Source organism: Haloarchaeobius sp. HME9146, assembly GCF_025399835.1.
Lineage (GTDB): Archaea > Halobacteriota > Halobacteria > Halobacteriales > Natrialbaceae > Haloarchaeobius.
This window is the reverse complement of the sequence record NZ_JAODVR010000001.1, coordinates 2,170,581-2,187,078: the sequence shown is the minus strand read 5'-3', so window position 1 is coordinate 2,187,078 and position 16,498 is coordinate 2,170,581. Positions and strand designations below refer to the sequence as shown.

Below are 16,498 nucleotides of genomic sequence, written 5' to 3'. Positions count from 1 at the left end.
CTCGATTTTCCGTTCTCGATTACGCAGGGTTGACCGCCCGAACTCGATTACCCTGGGTTGACCGGTCGGACTCGACCGATCAGACCGGTTCGAACCGGTAGCCGTCCCAGTCCTGGCTCGCGGGCTCGCGGATGCCCGCGTCCGGGTCGCGGAGTTCCTCGACGTACACCGGCTCGACCTTGTCGCCGGTCTCGACCTCGTCCGTCGTGAGCTGGCCGATGGCGCGGACCGACTGGCCGTCGACGTCGAACTCGACGATGGCGAGCGGGTTCGGGGCGCGGACGCCCGGCGGCGTGGCCGCGCTGACCGTCCACGTGATTATCTCCGCGGTGTACTCGCTCAGGTCGACCGTGCCGACCGGTTCCTGTCCACCCGGGCCGATGGGGTGGCCGGGGTACTGAATCGTTCCGTCCTCGTACTGGTAGGCGTCCATCGTCATTGTGCTGCCTCCATGATGGTGGTGATGACACAGTTCCCGAAGCCGCCGACGTTACACGCCAGCGCGACCTCGGCGTCGTCGATCTGTCGCTCGCCGGCGTCGCCGACGACCTGTTTGTATATCTCGTAGCCCTGTGCGACACCGCTGGCACCGAGTGGGTGTCCCTTCGACTTGAGACCGCCCGAGGTGTTGATGGGTAGTTCGCCGTCCATCTCGGTGTAGCCCTCCTCGACGAGTTCCCACGCCTCACCCTGTCCGGCGAAGCCGAGGCCTTCCATCTGGAGGAACTCGAGGATGGTGAACATGTCGTGGAGTTCGGCCACGTCGACGTCGTCGGGGGTGAGCCCGGCCATCTTGAAGGCCTGCTTCCCGCTCTCGACGACGCCGCCCATGACCGTCGGGTCCTCGCGCTGGTGGACCACGTGGGTGTCCGTCGCGCCTGCGACGCCCGAGACGATGGCGTAGTCGTCGGTGTACTCGCGGGCGACCGACTCCGGACAGAACATCAGGGCCGCGCTCCCGTCCGTGATGGGACAGAAGTCGTAGAGTCGGAGCGGGTCGGCGACGATTGGCGATTCCATGACCGTCTCGACGTCGACCTCCTTGCGGAACTGGGCGTGTGGGTTGGCCAGTCCGTTCTTGTGGTTCTTCACGGCGACCTTCGCGAGCGACTCGCGGGGTGCGTCGAACTTCTCCAGGTAGTGTCGCGCGGTCAACCCGGCGAAGCTCGGCAGCGTGAGACCGTGTTTGTACTCGGTCGGGTGGGTGATGGAGGCGATGACGTCCGTCGCTTCCTCGGTCGTCTTGTGTGTCATCTTCTCCCCGCCGACGAGCAGCGTCATGTCCGACGCCCCCGAGGCGACCGACTGCCACGCGGCGTACATGCCGGCACCGCCAGACGACGAGGTCTGGTCGACGCGCTGGGTGTACGCCGGGAGCAGGTCGAGGTCCTGCGCGAGCGCGTTCATGATGCCTGTCGCACCCTCGAACTCCCCGCTGGCCATGTTCGAGACGAGGAGGTGGTCGACGTCGTTGGGGTCGACCCCCGCGTCGTCGAGACACTCCTCGCCCGCCTGCGCGAGCAACTCCTGTATCCACGCGTCACGCTTCCCGAACTGGGTCATCGACGCGCCGATGACTGCTACGCGTTCCATACTCGTCGTGTCTCAGGGCAACGATTTAGTGCTTTGCCACCTCGGGATATTCGCCCGTGTCGGCGATGGCTTTCTCACCGAAACAGGCGCTTGAGTGATAATGGTGGTCGGGGCAGACTTCGCCACGATTCGCTGAATGGACGGTCGCGATTGGGCGGCACGGAACGAGGTTCACCGACACCCACACACCACTATTGCAAGTGAACGGCCAGTGCGCTGTTTGCAGTTCGTTCACCCGGCGGGCAGGGTGCAATGGTCGAATCTTCGTCGGCGCGGAAGACGCGATCGTGTGGACGAATTCGGGTGGGATGGTGCTACCGACAGAACAGCTTTCCTCACCAACGTCTGCACGCTCCGAACGTCGGGTCCGACCGCGTCGGCTCCGACCGAGGACTCTGTGAAGAGGAGCGGTCAACTCACTCGAATCACCCACGCTGACATACTGTGTTTGACCACGTTGAGAAACTGGGTTCGACCGGGTGGCCCGCTGGGTTCGACCACGTGGCTCACTATCGATTATCCATCTGTCTCGCCACCATCGGCTCGCCGGACCCCCACCACCGATGCACGTGAACCAGTGGAACCCAGGACCGCGACACACACCTCCTACCAGCCACACACACCACTATTGCAAGTGAACCGGTCCATCGATCCAGGGGTCCCCCCACCACCGTTGCAAGTGACTGTGCCGGCACGAGAGGTTCGGTCGGTGGGGGAGAGAGACACCACTGTTGCAAGTGAATGGCGGGGTGTGAGAGGGGGGTGCCGGGAGGGAGACACCATCTTTGCAAGTGAACCATTCCCGACACGGTTCGAGTGGTGAGCGACACACAGACACCACTGTTGCAAGTGAAGCGGTGAACGAGAGGGGGTGGGGAGGGGTACTGAGGTGTGTGGGTGTGGGTTGGTACCATACGTGCGCACAGACTCTTCCTTGCTTCGAGAGACTGGGCGAGGAATAGAAGCCTTCAGAAGCGCTCACGTTACTATCTTCACTTGTAATGGTGGTGTGTGTTCAGACCGGGAGAGCGTGAGAGTACTGATTCAGCGGGCCAGACAGGTCAGGACTCGTACGACTATGACACTCATCAGCTGTTCTCGCATGTACCACCAGTCGACCCCACCAGTCCCTGTACTACAACCGGTCTCCACCCGTACCCTCACCTGCACATGTCGTCGCTTCACGAGAAACGGTGGTGTGTTGTTCTACTACTAGACTCTCTCACTCTAGCTTCACATGAAAAAGTGGTGTCTGTGTGTCTGTGTTTTGTGCTAGCACGCTGCTCAGTGACGACCGTGTAAATTCACATGAAACACTTGAATCACTTGCAATGGAGGTTCTTTTATACCCGGAGTGACACCCGGTTGGTATGCGCCGGTTCGAGCGCAAGCGCGCCATCTTCGCGAACAAGGACGCCCTGCGGGAGAGCTACCAGCCCGACCGCATCGAGGAGCGTGACGAAGAGATCGAGGCCTACATGGACGCGCTCCAACCGGTTATCGACGGATGGGAACCGAACAACATCTTCCTCTACGGGAACACCGGGGTCGGCAAGACCGCGGTCACCGAGTACCTGATGAACCTGCTGCAGGAGGACGCGGACGACTACGAGGACATCGACCTCTCGGTCATCAACCTCAACTGCAAACCCCTCTCCTCCTCCTACCAGGTCGCGGTCGAACTCGTCAACGAACTCCGCCCAGACGGGGCGGAGATATCCACGACGGGCTACCCCCAGCAGACCGTGTTCAACAAGCTTTACGACGAACTCGACGAGCTTGGCGGGACCATCCTCCTCATCTTCGACGAGATAGACTCCATCGGCGAGCGCGACGAACTCCTCTACGAGCTCCCCCGAGCCCGCTCGAAGGGCGACCTCACCGAGGCGAAGGTCGGCATCATCGGCATCTCGAACGACTTCAAGTTCCGCGACCAGCTCGACCCTCGCGTGCAGGACACGCTCTGTGAACGCGAACTGCAGTTCCCGCCGTACAACGCCCAGGAGCTGAACAACATCCTCTCCTCGCGCGCGGACATCGCGTTGCGTGACGGGACCTACGACGATGCGGTTATCCGACTGTGTGCCGCGCTCGCCGCGAAGGACCGCGGCTCCGCCCGACAGGCGCTCGACCTGCTGCTGCTCGCCGCAGAGCAGGCCGAGAACGCGGACGACGACACGGTCACCGAGACCCACGTCGAGGAGGCCCGCCACGTCCTTGAACGCGAGCGCGTCGAGGAGGGAATCCGCCAGCTCACCCAGCACGGGCATCTCACCCTGCTCGCGGTCGTCTCCATCGCTGCCGAGGGCGACACCCCCGAGCGGTCCCGGGCCATCTACAACCGGTACCTCGACATCTGCGACGGCTACGGCGTCGACAGCCTCGCCCAGCGGTCGGTCCACAACCACCTCTCCGACCTCCGGATGCTCGGCATCCTCACCGCGCGCGAGAACCGCTCCGGGTCGCGCGGGAACTTCTACTCGTACGAACTCGACGTCCCCCTGGAGTCCGCGCTCACGGCACTGGAGGACGAACTCGACATGCAAGAGCGGTTCTCGGACCTCCGGACGGTCGCGAACCTGAACGGTATCCGGTGACCGTCAAGCAGCCCACCAGGTCGGTGACCGTCAAACAGCCCGCCATGACCGTCCTGCAGCCCGTCAGGTAGTCGCCCCCCACACCATACCCCGTCGAAGCTATGCTCTCGCTACCCGTGAGTGAGGCATGAATCGACGCCGGTTCCTCGCGCTGGCAGCCGCGACGAGCGTCGCGGGGTGCAACCAGGGCGGGCCCAGCACCGAGGGACAGCCGACCGACACACCGACGTCCACCGGCACCGGGACGGCGGCGCAGACGGCCACACCAGGGACTACCGATGCGCCCGCGGACGATACCCCCGAGGAGACGACGACCGGGGACGAACCGGTCTCGCGGCCCCTCCGGCTGGACCGGACGAACTACGGCGTCGCCCTCTCCCCCCGGAGCTACTCGGGCGACGACTTCACCGAGTTCTTCGACAGGGCGAGCGAGACCGGGACCCTGGTTCGCTCGGGCGGGCCGTGGGCAGAACTCGGCAACCCCGAGAGTGGTGGGACCGCGGTCGCACGACTCGCCGGAGAGTTCGACTACACCCCTGTCGTCGAGGTGAACGTCTTCGCCGGTTCCTCCGGTGAACTCAACCGGCCATTGACCGAGGAGACCATCGAGGAGAACGTCGAACTCGCCCGCGCCTTCGCCATCGAGCACCGCCCTGCCTTCCTCGGCCTCGGCGTCGAGGTGGATACCTTCTACCGAGAGAATCCCGACGCCTTCCAACGCTACGTGACGCTGGTCAAGGTCGCCGCGCAAGCGGTGAAGGACGCCGTCCCGGAGACCACGGTCGGGGTCGGGTTCCAACTGGAACGCCTTCGGGGGCTCCGTGGTGGCATCTTCGGCGGGGAGAACGACCCGGACGACGCGAACTGGGAACTCCTCGACGTCTTCCCCAGCGTGGACGTGTTCACGTTCACGACGTTCCCCGGAATGATCTACACGGACCCCGCCGACATCCCGGACGACTACTACACGAGCGTCTTCGACCGAGTCGACCGGCCGGTCGGCATCACCGAGACGGGGTGGACGGCCGAGACCGTCGTCCAGGGCTGGGAGAGTTCGGAGGCGAAACAGGCCAGGTACGTCGAGCGACTGTTCGAGTTGACGGCCGACGTGGATCTCGCGCTCGCCATCTGGTCGTTCGTGTACGACCAGCCCGGCACCCCGACGGCGTTCGAGACGATGAGCCTTCGGCGGGCGGACGGCTCCCCTCGGCCGGCGTGGGACGCCTGGGTCGACGGTGTCGCGTCGGCCGGGAACCGAGTTGGCACTCTCGAAGGGACCGGCTCCTCGACGAGACATGACTGAAAAGACGTGCGACGTTCGCCGTCGGATGACGGCAGCGACCGGACGAGTGGTACGTTCCTGTGTGGTCTAGAGGTCCATCCCACCGTTCACGTCGATGACCTCACCCGTGATGTACGACGAGTTCTCACTGGCGATGTAGCCCACGAGATGGGCGATGTCCTCGATCTCCGCGAACCGACCCAGCGGAATCTGGGAGACGATTCGGTCTTTGACGTTGTCCGGGACCTCTTCGAGCATATCCGTCCGGGTGAACCCGGGCGCGACGCAGTTCGCGGTCGACCCGCCGGAGGCGAGCTCGATGGCGATGGTCCGGGTGAACCCGAACATGCCCGCCTTGGCGGCGGCGTAGTTCGCCTGCCCGAAGTTCCCCTGCTTTCCCACGATGGAAGAGATGTTGATGAGACGTCCTTCGGAAGCCTCCCAGATGTCGTCGTAGAAGGTCTTCGTGCAGTTGAACATCCCACCGAGATTGACGTCCATAACCTGGTCCCACTCCTCGCGGGACATGTTCACGAAGCGGGTGTCCTTCGTGATGCCGGCGTTGTTGATGAGCACGTCGATGGGCCCGAAGGCCTCGTGTGCCTGTTCGCGCATGGCCTCGACCTCGTCGAGACTGGTCACGTCGGCCTGCGACGTGATGGCCTGGCCACCGAGGGTTTCGATGTGGTCGACGACCTCGTCCGCGCCGCCACCCGACGAGCGATAGTTCACGACGACGTTCGCACCCTGGCTCCCGAGATGCTCTGCGATTCCTGCTCCAATACCACGTCCTGCGCCTGTTACGACGCACGTGCGTCCGTCCATTGACATATATGAGTACCTCGCGGAGACGGCGACAGGTGACGTCCGGGCTTGTGTATGCAAGCTCGAGACCTGAGCCGTCCGTCCGTAGGGGAACTGTCGTAGAAAAGCACCTTAAGTATTCCTCAGGAATTAATGATAGCAACCGTCACCCCGGCGGCGGTCCGTGGTGGGTCAGATCGCCACCCGGAGTGGCCCCGGTCAGGGAGTTCCGGTATCCCGGTCGACCCGCTGTATCACTCGGCGAGGTCCGTCGCCTGGGCGATCCAGTCCTGGACGCGCTGCGGGTTGACGTCGGTCTCGGCCGCGAGCTCGTCGGCGTCGGCGGCCGCGAGCGCGGCGATGGACTCGATACCTGCCTTGCGGAGGCGCTCGGCGTACGACGGGCCGATACCGTCGATGACCTCGAGGTCAGGTTCGTCGGTCCCCTCGACCTCGATTTCGACGGACTCGTCCTCGGTGGCCTCCTCCTCTGCCAGTTCGTCGGCAATGGCTTCCGCGTCGGCCTCGCCGGTGTCCTCGACCATGCGGTCCTCGAACCACTCGCAGACGTCCGGCCACAGTTCGGCGTGGCTCCGCGAGGAGACGGACATACCGATGTGCCCGGTCGGGAACTCGAGGATGGTCTTGTCGTCGCTCGGTACCGCCTCGTTGAACGGCTTGGACGCTGTCGGCGGGATGAGGTGGTCGTACTCCGCGACGATCTGGAGCACGGGCATCGTGATGTTGTCGATGTCGACGTGCTCGCCACCGAGGTAGAGCTCGTTCTCGTAGAGCTTGTTGTCCTGGTAGACGTCGCTGATGAACTGGTTGTACGTCTCGCCGGCCACGTCGATACCGTCACCGAGCCACTCCTCCATACGGGCGAAGTTCTCGATGAAGTCCTGGTCCTCGACGTTCTCGTAGAGGCGGACGTACTTGGTCACGTAGTTCTGGACGGGGTCCATCAGCGCGAACCCGATGTCGAGGAACTCCGCGGGCACGTTGCCGAAGGTGTCCGTGACCTTCTCCGGGTCGTAGTAGTCCTCGCCACCCCACAGCTCGAGCACGCCGGCGTCGCCGGCGAAGCACAGCCCCGCGGCCATGAGCGCGAGCGTGTGGACCTTCTCGGGGTGGAGCGCGGAGTACATGGTCGACATCGTGCCGCCCATGCAGTAGCCGAGGATGTTGATCGAATCCTGGCCGGAGCGCTCGCGGACCTCGTCGACGCAGTTGTCGATGTAGCGGTTGACGTAGTCGTCGAGGGTGAGCGAGCGGTCGAGGTTCGACGGCTCGCCCCAGTCGATCATGTACACGTCGAAGCCGTTGTCGAGGAGGGTCCGGATGACCGAGCGGTCGGGCTGGAGGTCCAGGATGTACGGCCGGTTGATGAGCGCGTACACGATGAGGATGGGCACGTCGTGCTGTTCCTCGGTGCGGGACTCGTAGTGGAGCAGCTTCAGCTTGTTCTCCTCGTAGACGACCTCGCTGGGCGTCTGGCCAACCTCGACCTCCTGGAAGGTCTCGGCGCTATCGGGGGCGTTCTTGGCCTTGTCGGCGAGTTCGGCGGCGTTCTCCCACGCCTTCCGCTGGATATCGAGTGTCGCTGCGAACGGGTTCTGCATCTTACTCCTCCAGGTGCTCCAGGACGCGGTCGAGCTTCTGTTCGACGGCGTGCTGGCGGCGTTCGAGCTCGACGAGGCGGTCGCCGATCTCCTCGACGTCGCCTTCGGTCGCGAAGCCGAGCGTGTGGAGGGTGTCTTCGGCAGCCTCGTCGGCCTGCTGTTGCATCTCGAGCATCTGGCCGACCGAGGAACCGGTCCAGGCGGCGAAGGCGGTCGTGTCCATGACCTCCTTGAACGCCTTGTTGGCGGTGTTGAGCCAGATGTCACGGAACTCCTCGAACTCGACGTCCTCGCCCTCCATGGAGTCGCTCGCGCGCTCGACCATCTGGTCGGCGGCTTCCATCCACGCCTCGTAGGCGCGCTTGTAGCCCTCGACGCCGTCGCCGAAGTTCATCTCACCCATCCCCTCGCCGTCGACAGTCTGTGACCACTGCTCGACGAACTCGGCCTGGGCTTCCATGTTCTTCTCCATCGCATCGAAGAACTGTTCGTTCATTCGCGCGACGAAGTCGTTCCAGTCTGTCGGTACCGCGGCTTCGGGGTATGAATCTGTCATTGTCGGAAAGATTGGGTTGGTTGGTTATAAAAGGAACCGTCGATTCAGGCAGCGACGTCCTCGGTGACGTCCTCGAGGTTGCCCTCCATGCGCTCGTGGGCGTCGAGGAAGTTGTCGAACGAGGTGTCGACGGCGTCGGCGTAGCTGTCAGCGTAGTCGTCGAACGCCTTGGTTCCTTCCTTCATCGCGTCGAGGGCGGCGTCCATCATCTGGACCTGGCTCTCGGAGAGCGCGTCGTACTGGTCGTCGAGGGCGGCCTCGAACTCCTCGAAGTCGACGCTGCCTTCCGGCATCATCGACTCGACGGCGTCGAAGTAGGCGTGGACGGCCTTCTTCGAGAGGTCGGTGTTCTGCTCGGAGAGCTTCTGGAAGTTCTCCATCGAGTCGGTCATCTGGTGGACGGCCTCTTTCTGGGCCTCGATGACGTCGTGTGTTGCTTTCTGGCTCTGCTCGAGCATGGCGCGCTGCATCTGGAAGACGGGCTTCATCGGGTTCTGGAATTGGGTTTCACTCATTGGAATCACGTTCTTGGCGTTTGACCGGGATGACGATTGTCTGGACGATATCGCCTTCCCCGATGTCGAGCGCTTCACGCTCTGCGTCGGGGATGCTGATGCGCCCACCGCTCTGGACCCGCGTTTTGAACATCGCGGTACCGCGGCTCATCGCCGTCAGGTCGGACATCGTGTCCGACGCGCCAGCGTCCGCCGTGAAGAACTGCTTCCACAGCTCCTGCGGCGAGCCCATCATCTGCTCTCCTGCCTCCTGCATCTGCTCTTGCATCTGCTGCATGAAGAAGGGCGACCAGGGCATCTTCGGCGATTCGTCCGTCATCAACAGAACATATTACGGCGGAGAACTTAAGGTTTCCGCTGAGAACCATTCAATACCAACGAGAACCAATCTATGGTAGAGATGACAGCGTATTCCCCAACGGGGCTATACAACAAAATGACCGAAAATGGACGGCTCAGCGACCAGAGAGGCAAAGGAGTCATAATTACCTGCGTCCTACGGAGGCTAGAATGAGCGAACGAACTAGCGACGCCACATCCCCCCTCACTGCGATGGCGAGCGCGTGGACACAATTCGCGGAAAGCGCGTTCATGGGTGCCACCGCAGCCAATCGAGCTGCGTTCGCGGCGTTCAACCCCGCAACCGCCGCGCGGATGCGGGACAGAAAAGACGACACGGAGATACTCGAGAGCACCATCCCCTCCCTCGGTTACGAGGAGGCCGGCTGGACGTTCGAGCGCACCGTCGACAACCCGGCTGACCTGACCGTCGGCGACCACGTGCAGTTCTCGAAGGTCATCGACGAGGACGACGTCCGGGAGTTCGCCAACGCGAGTGGCGACACGAACCGACTCCACCTCGACGAGGAGTTCGCCAAGGGAAGCCGCTTCAAGGGACGGATCGTCCACGGCACGCTCGCGGCCGGGCTCATCAGCGCGGCCCTCGCGCGCCTGCCGGGCATGACCATCTACCTGTCCCAGGACGTGGAGTTCCAGGCACCGGTCCGCATCGGTGACCGCCTCACCGCGACCGTCGAGGTGCTCGAAGTGCTGGGTAACGGCCAGTACCGGCTCTCGACCATCGTCGAGGACGTGAGCGCGGACACGATCATCATCGATGGGGAAGCGGTCGTCCTCATCGACGAGATGCCGTCCGAGTGACGGCCGCTCTCGACCTTTCGTAGTCCTCCCTGAGCCGTACTCCCCTCGGATACTGTCAGTGAAACATTTACTCACAACGTCGTTAAATTTTATAAAATAGCACTGCCGGTAGATTTAAAATTATTCTCTGTGCAATGGATGGTAATGTCACACGGGCATGGCAAACGAGGGCATGACGCACAGTGTTCGACCAGACGGCGATTCCTGCGCGCCGCCGGGGCCACAGCGCTCGGTGCCGGGCTCACGACGGCCGCATCGGGCACCGCGGCCGCGGCCACGTTCCCGCACGTCTCCACGCGCGGGCATTACGACATCACCTGGTACGGCTCGGTCTACCTCACCGACGGGCACACCGAGTGGGACTACGACATCCGCGGCTCGATTCCCGGCTGGGACACGGCCGCGCCCGAGGAACTGCTCGTCCACGTCCACGGATGGCGGAACGACTCCGACAGCGCCGTCCAGGGGTTCCGCGAGTCGAAGACATCGCTCCGGAACAACGGGTACCCGCACCCGGTCATCGGGTTCTCGTGGGACTCCGACTCCAGCGTGTTCGGCTGGTGGGATTCGACGGAGATCGCCGAGGAGAACGGGAAGAAGCTCGCCAACTTCATCTACCAGTACCGGAACCGCAACCCGGACACGCGTATCCGGCTCATCGCGCACTCGCTGGGAGCGCGGGTCGCCCTGCGCTGTATCGAGGTGCTGAATGCCTCCGGCGTCACGGACTACATCGACTCGCTCTCACTGCTCGGCGGTGCCGCCGACAACGACGCGGTCTCGACCGGCGGACGCTACGGGCCGGACATCGCGAGCGCGGTCGGGCAGGTGGACAACTTCTGGAAGGACGAGGACGACGTGCTCAACTGGGCGTACACCTCCGCGGAATGGGACTCCGCAGTCGGCGAGGAGGGCTGTGAGGGCACCGAACCGGGCAACTACGACGACCACAACGTGGACTACGTCCCCAGCCACTTCGACTACTACAAGCCGGACGTCGGCTGTATCCCGGACGTGGTCGCGCAGTGGTGAGGTCGGTCTGAACCCCCGCGGATTCCCCTTCCTGCTGGCGATTGGGTCGCACGAGCAACCACCCGTCGAGCGACCGCACACCCGCTATCGACCGGGATAGACAAGCTTTTAGGCCGCCCTAAACACAGCCACTAACAACGAATGACTGAGGATTGTTGCGTCATCGTCCCCACCATCAGGGAGTACGAGTGCATGCGTGCGTACATCGAGAACGCCCGCGACCACGGCTTCGACACCGACCGACTCCACGTCGTCCTCGTGACCGAGGACTTCTGTGACACCGACGAGATGCAGGCGATGCTTGACGACCTCGACGTCTCGGGCCGCGTCTTCGACGAGTCCGACCGCGAGGAGTGGTACGCCGAACAGGGCATCTCCGAGTACAGTCACCTCGTCCCCGCGGCGAGTCACGCCCAGACCTCGTTCGGGCTGCTCTACCTGTGGGCGAACGACTTCGAGTTCGGCGTCTTCATCGACGACGACACGCTCCCCCACGACGACCAGGACTTCTTCGGACAGCACCTCGCGAACCTCCAGTACGAGGGCGAGGTCGAGTCCGTCAGCTCCGACGAGCAGTGGGTCAACGTCCTCTACCAGAGCGACCACGACCTCTACCCGCGCGGGTACCCCTACGCGGCGATGCACGAGGACATCGAGACCGGGACCGAGGAGGTCTCGAACGTCGTCGCCTCCCAGGGTCTCTGGACGAACGTCCCCGACCTCGACGCCGTCCGCATCCTGATGGACGGCGACCTGCAGGGGCAGGCCCAGACCCGGACCGGGAACGAGGATTTCGACCGTAACTTCGTCGCGGCCCGCCGGAACTACCTCACGGTCTGCTCGATGAACCTCGCGTTCCGCCGCGAGGTCGTCCCCGCGTTCTACCAGACGCCGATGGACGACAACCCGTGGGAGGTCGGCCGCTTCGACGACATCTGGTCGGGCGTCTTCCTCAAGCGCGCCTGCGACGTGCTCGGCGGCCGCATCCTCAACGGGTTCCCGCTGTGTGAGCACAACAAGGCCCCGCGCTCGACGTTCGACGACCTGCACAACGAGGTCGCAGGGCTCGAACTGAACGAGCACTTCTGGGAGGTCGTCGACCCGGTCGGCGACGACGCCGACACCTACGCCGAGGTCATGGCCGCGATGGCCGACGCCCTCGCGGAGGGTGACTTCGACGCGTACCAGAACGGCGACTTCCTCAACCACGTCGGCGAGTACTGTCTGGACTGGCTGGACTGCCTCGACGAACTGTCCGCGGTTCCGGGCCACGAACCTGCCGCGGTCCCTGCAGACGACTGATACTCATGGCACGAAAACACGACACCGAATCGGCAGCTATAAATGATTTAGGGCGGCCTAAACCTAAGTATGAGAGATTTCGACGATAGCGACTCGTCCGGCTCCAGCGTGAACCGTCGGCGGTTCCTCGCAGCCGCGGCGGCGACCGGCGTCACGACAGTCGCGGGGTGTCTCAATTCGGGAAGCGACTCGACCGACACGACCGAACCGACCGACAGCGAGACCGGCGGCGGTGAGCTCGGCTCCGTCGGTTCCGGTATGGAAGGACGTCCCGCGCCGGGCGGGACGCCGATGTCGGAGATGCCCGACCTCTCGGGCACCCTCACGCTCTACTCCGGCCGGGGCAAGCCCCTCGTCAACACCCTCATCGAGTACATCGAGGGCCTGTACGACGGCTTCACCATCAACACCCGCTACGACTCCTCCAACGCGCTGGCGAACAAGATCACGACGGCCGGCGCGGCGACCGAAGCAGACGTGCTGTTCTCGGTCAACGCGGGGGCCCTCGGCCTGCTCGCGAACGAGAACCGGACCGTCGCGCTCCCGCAGGACGTCCAGGAGATGGTCCCGACGCAGTACCGCAACAACGACGGCGAGTGGACCGGCACCTCCGGCCGCGCCCGCACCATCCCGTACAACACGAACGCGTACTCGGAGTCCGAGATTCCGGACGACATCTTCGCGTTCCCCGACTTCGATGGGTCGATGGGCTGGGCCCCGGGCTACGGTTCCTTCCAGGCGTTCGTCACCGCGATGCGTGTGATGAACGGCCGCGAGGAGACCAAACAGTGGCTCCAGGGCATGCTCGATGCGGGTGTCGAGCGCTACCCCGACGAGTTCATCGTCTCCCGCGCGGTCGCGAACGGCGACCTCGACGCCGGGTTCGCGAACCACTACTACATCCAGCGTGTCCTCGACGGTAACGAGGACGCGCCCATCGCGACTGCGTTCACGAACAACGACGCAGGGGCGATTTTCAACGTGGCCGGTGCGGCCGTCGTCGACACTTCGGAGAACGGCGACCAGACGGCCGAAAACCGGCAGACTGCGGTCAACTTCGTCCGCCACCTGCTCTCCGCCGAGGCACAGGAGTATTTCGCAACTCGTACATTCGAGTACCCCGTCATCCCCGAAGTGAACCCCGTCGGCGACCTGCCCCCCGTCGACGAACTCAACACGCCCGACTTCGACCTCGCGAAGCTCTCGGACATCGGGCCCACCATCGACCTCATGCGTGAGGTCGGTATCCAGGTGTAGGGGCTTCCCCCCACTATGACAGTCGAAGAGACCGACGCGACCGCGACGAACGACGGCGCACAGAGCGGTTCGTACCCATTCGGGCTGACGTTGGCGAGCGCGGCGGTCGCCGCGGCCGTCGTCGCCCCCCTGCTCTGGCTGTTCGTCGCGGTCGGCGAGGTCTCTTCGGGCACCGCACTCGACCTCTTGCTCGCCGACACCACCGTCTCGGTGTTCGTCAACTCCGCCGTGATGATCACCGGTGTGACCGGTTTCTCCGTGGTCATCGGCGTCCCCCTCGCGTACCTCACCGTCCGGACGAACCTGCCCGGACGACGGCTCTGGACCATCCTCGTGACCCTGCCGCTCGTCATCCCGAGCTACATCGGCGCGTTCGTGTTCACTGCGGCGTTCGGCAGCCACGGCGAACTTCAGGGCATCCTCGCCCCGCTCGGCGTCGAGTCACTTCCGGCCATCAAGGGCCTCGAAGGAGCGGTGCTGGTGCTGACGCTCTACACGTACCCGTACGTCTACATCACCACCCGCGCCAGCCTGAAGACGGTCGACACCTCGCTGGTCGACGCGGCCCGCACCCTCCAGCACACGCGACTGGAGGCGGTCCGCCGGGTCGTCCTCCCGCAGCTCAGGCCAGCCATCGCGGCCGGGTCCTTGCTGACCGCCCTGTACGCCCTGTCGGACTTCGGGACCCCGGCCATCATGCGCTACCCCGTGTTCACGACCGTCATCAAGTCCGAGACCGACACCGGGAGCATGGGACTTGCCGCGTTGCTCTCCATCCAGTTGCTCGTCGTCACCGTGTTCATCCTCGGCGTCGAGAGCCGACTGCGCAGCAACGAGAAGTTCACGAGTGGCCGCCAGGGCGGGCGGGCCTCGAAGGCACGTCTCGGCCGCTGGAAGTGGCCTGCGCTCGGCTTCTGTGGGTCCATCGTCACGGTCGCGCTCGTGGTCCCGGTCGTCATCCTCGTCGGGTGGCTGCTCCGCGGGCCGACCTCGAACTGGCGGCTCCCGTTCGAGTTCTCGTACCTGACGAACTCCATCTCGCTCTCCATCGGCGCGGCGCTCGTGGCGACGCTCGCCGGGCTACCCATCGCCTACCTCTCGGCGCGCCACGACACCAGAGCGGGCGCGATAATGGAGCGCCTGAGCTACGTCGGCTACGCGGCACCCGGCGTGGTCATCGGCTTCGCGCTCGTGTTCATCACCACCCGCTCGTTCACCGACCTGTACCACACGCTCCCCATCCTCGTGTTCGCCTACGTCGTCCGGTTCCTGCCCCAGTCGGTGGGGTCGACCCGGGCGTCGTTCCTGCAGGTCAACCCGTCGCTGCCCGAGGCCGCCCGCACGCTGGGTCGGTCCTCGGTCGGCGCGTTCCGGTCCATCACGCTCCCGCTCGCGGCCCCGGGGCTGCTCGGGGGCGCGGCGCTGGTGTTCCTGACGACGATGAAGGAACTCCCTGCGACGCTGATGCTCCGGCCGACCGGCTACGAGACCGTGGTCACGCACATCTGGCAGGCCCACCGCAACCAGGCGTTCTACGACGCCGCGGTGCCCGCGCTCATCCTGCTCGGCGTGTCCGCCGTCTCCATCTTCGTGATACTCTCCCAGGAGGGATACGATGTCAAGTAACGCGACCATCACTGCAGACGTCGAGACCGTGTACGACCGCCCCTCGGTAGAGGATTCGGAGACCGTCCTGGAACTGGACGGCGTCTCCAAATCCTACGGCTCCGAGGACGTCATCACCGACCTCTCGCTGTCGGTCCGCGAGGGCGAGATTCTCACCATGCTCGGGCCGTCGGGCTGTGGCAAGACCACGACGCTCCGGCTCGTCGCGGGCCTCGAACGCCCCGACGGCGGCACCGTGAACCTGAACGGGTCGGCCGTCTCGGGCAACGGCTCGTTCGTCAGTCCCGAGAAGCGCGGCGTCGGCGTCGTCTTCCAGGAGTTCGCGCTGTTCCCGCACATGACCGCTCGTGAGAACGTCGGCTTCGGGCTGAAGGACATGGACGAGGCACAGAAGCAGGAACGGGTCGACGAGATGCTCGACCTCGTCGGCCTGCACTCCCATGCCGACGCCTACCCCGACGAGCTCTCGGGCGGCCAGCAACAGCGCATCGCGCTGGCGCGCTCGCTCGCCCCGGAACCGCGCATCCTGCTGCTCGACGAACCGTTCTCGAACCTCGACGTGGACCTCCGCGTCGAGATGCGCGAGGAGGTGCGCCGCATCCTCAAGGAGGCCGGCGTCACCGCCATCTCGGTCACCCACGACCAGGAGGAGGCGATGAGCATCTCCGACCGCGTGGCCGTGATGAACGACGGCGACCTCGAACAGGTCGGTCGCCCCGAACAGGTGTTCCAGCACCCCGAGTCCCGCTTCGTCGCGGGCTTCCTGGGTCACGCCTCCTTCCTCTCGGGCTTCCTCCGCGGCGAGGCCGTCGAGACCGGCATCGGCACCGTCGACCGCGAGATCATGCACGGTCTCGCCCAGGAGTACGATGGGACGACGCTCGACGTGCTCGTCCGGCCGGACGACATCAGTGCGGCCCCCTGTGACGGGGCCGAATCGAACGGGCGCGTCATCTACCGGCGCTACCTCGGCCCGACCATCCTCTACCGGGTCGAACTCGACAATGGCGACGTGCTCGAGTGCATGCACAATCACACCGACCAGGTCGACCTCGACCAGCGGGTCCGGGTCGACCTGACCGCCGACCACGAACTCGCGTGGTTCCCGAAGGTGGACGAGTCCGGGAACTACGCCGAAGCGGACGACTGAA

15 protein-coding genes are annotated in these 16,498 nt (G+C 64.5%); 8 read left to right on the top strand and 7 right to left on the bottom strand.

Annotated features, from left to right (window positions below; genetic code table 11):
• Positions 1-79: 79 nt before the first annotated feature.
• Positions 80-439: an OB-fold domain-containing protein gene (locus tag N6C22_RS11280; protein ID WP_261651210.1), complete on the bottom strand. Its 360-nt coding sequence runs from the start codon at positions 437-439 to the stop codon at positions 80-82.
• Complete coding sequence (locus N6C22_RS11275) at positions 436-1,593, bottom strand: thiolase family protein (protein WP_261651209.1); 1,158 nt, start codon at positions 1,591-1,593, stop codon at positions 436-438. Before N6C22_RS11275 ends, N6C22_RS11280 begins: the two co-directional genes overlap by 4 nt.
• Positions 1,594-2,963: 1,370 nt before the next feature.
• Between N6C22_RS11275 and N6C22_RS11270 the strand changes: the two genes are divergently transcribed.
• On the top strand, positions 2,964-4,190 hold the full coding sequence (locus N6C22_RS11270) for an orc1/cdc6 family replication initiation protein (protein ID WP_261651208.1): 1,227 nt from the start codon (positions 2,964-2,966) through the stop codon (positions 4,188-4,190).
• A 127-nt stretch (positions 4,191-4,317) separates the two neighbouring features.
• Positions 4,318-5,493, top strand: a complete 1,176-nt coding sequence (locus N6C22_RS11265) for a hypothetical protein (protein WP_261651207.1) — start codon at positions 4,318-4,320, stop codon at positions 5,491-5,493.
• A 66-nt stretch (positions 5,494-5,559) separates the two neighbouring features.
• Here N6C22_RS11265 and fabG read toward each other — a convergent pair whose 3' ends face one another.
• The 5 genes from fabG to N6C22_RS11240 form a co-directional block, all read right to left on the bottom strand.
• On the bottom strand, positions 5,560-6,303 hold the full coding sequence (gene fabG / locus N6C22_RS11260; RefSeq protein ID WP_261651206.1) for a 3-oxoacyl-ACP reductase FabG: 744 nt from the start codon (positions 6,301-6,303) through the stop codon (positions 5,560-5,562).
• A 227-nt stretch (positions 6,304-6,530) separates the two neighbouring features.
• Entirely contained in the window at positions 6,531-7,898 is a 1,368-nt protein-coding gene (phaC, locus tag N6C22_RS11255; protein WP_261651205.1) for a class III poly(R)-hydroxyalkanoic acid synthase subunit PhaC, read from the bottom strand.
• Position 7,899: 1 nt separating this feature from the next.
• Complete coding sequence (locus tag N6C22_RS11250) at positions 7,900-8,454, bottom strand: poly(R)-hydroxyalkanoic acid synthase subunit (protein WP_261651204.1); 555 nt, start codon at positions 8,452-8,454, stop codon at positions 7,900-7,902.
• A gap of 44 nt (positions 8,455-8,498) precedes the next feature.
• Positions 8,499-8,969 (bottom strand): hypothetical protein, encoded by a 471-nt coding sequence (locus N6C22_RS11245; RefSeq protein ID WP_261651203.1) that lies wholly within the window; start codon positions 8,967-8,969, stop codon positions 8,499-8,501.
• The gene (locus N6C22_RS11240; protein ID WP_261651202.1) at positions 8,962-9,288 is read right to left on the bottom strand and encodes an AbrB/MazE/SpoVT family DNA-binding domain-containing protein; all 327 of its coding nucleotides are present in this window, start codon (positions 9,286-9,288) and stop codon (positions 8,962-8,964) included. Before N6C22_RS11240 ends, N6C22_RS11245 begins: the two co-directional genes overlap by 8 nt.
• Before the next feature lie 191 nt (positions 9,289-9,479).
• Here N6C22_RS11240 and N6C22_RS11235 point away from each other — a divergent pair, with 191 nt between their 5' ends.
• The 6 genes from N6C22_RS11235 to N6C22_RS11210 all read left to right on the top strand — a co-directional run bounded on the left by N6C22_RS11235 (position 9,480) and on the right by N6C22_RS11210 (position 16,497).
• Positions 9,480-10,130 (top strand): MaoC family dehydratase, encoded by a 651-nt coding sequence (locus tag N6C22_RS11235; protein WP_261651201.1) that lies wholly within the window; start codon positions 9,480-9,482, stop codon positions 10,128-10,130.
• Between the two features lie 144 nt (positions 10,131-10,274).
• Positions 10,275-11,162, top strand: coding sequence for a DUF726 domain-containing protein (locus N6C22_RS11230; protein WP_261651200.1), 888 nt, complete (start codon positions 10,275-10,277; stop codon positions 11,160-11,162).
• Positions 11,163-11,303: 141 nt separating this feature from the next.
• Positions 11,304-12,464, top strand: coding sequence for an alpha-1 4-glucan-protein synthase (locus N6C22_RS11225; RefSeq protein WP_261651199.1), 1,161 nt, complete (start codon positions 11,304-11,306; stop codon positions 12,462-12,464).
• A gap of 69 nt (positions 12,465-12,533) precedes the next feature.
• Positions 12,534-13,721: an extracellular solute-binding protein gene (locus N6C22_RS11220; protein ID WP_261651198.1), complete on the top strand. Its 1,188-nt coding sequence runs from the start codon at positions 12,534-12,536 to the stop codon at positions 13,719-13,721.
• A 15-nt stretch (positions 13,722-13,736) separates the two neighbouring features.
• Entirely contained in the window at positions 13,737-15,347 is a 1,611-nt protein-coding gene (locus tag N6C22_RS11215; RefSeq protein ID WP_261651197.1) for an iron ABC transporter permease, read from the top strand.
• Positions 15,337-16,497 carry an ABC transporter ATP-binding protein gene (locus tag N6C22_RS11210; RefSeq protein ID WP_261651196.1) on the top strand — a complete coding sequence of 387 codons (1,161 nt, stop codon included), beginning with the start codon at positions 15,337-15,339 and terminating at the stop codon, positions 16,495-16,497. The genes N6C22_RS11215 and N6C22_RS11210 overlap by 11 nt, the downstream gene beginning before the upstream one ends.
• The last annotated feature ends 1 nt before the right edge of the window (position 16,498 follow it).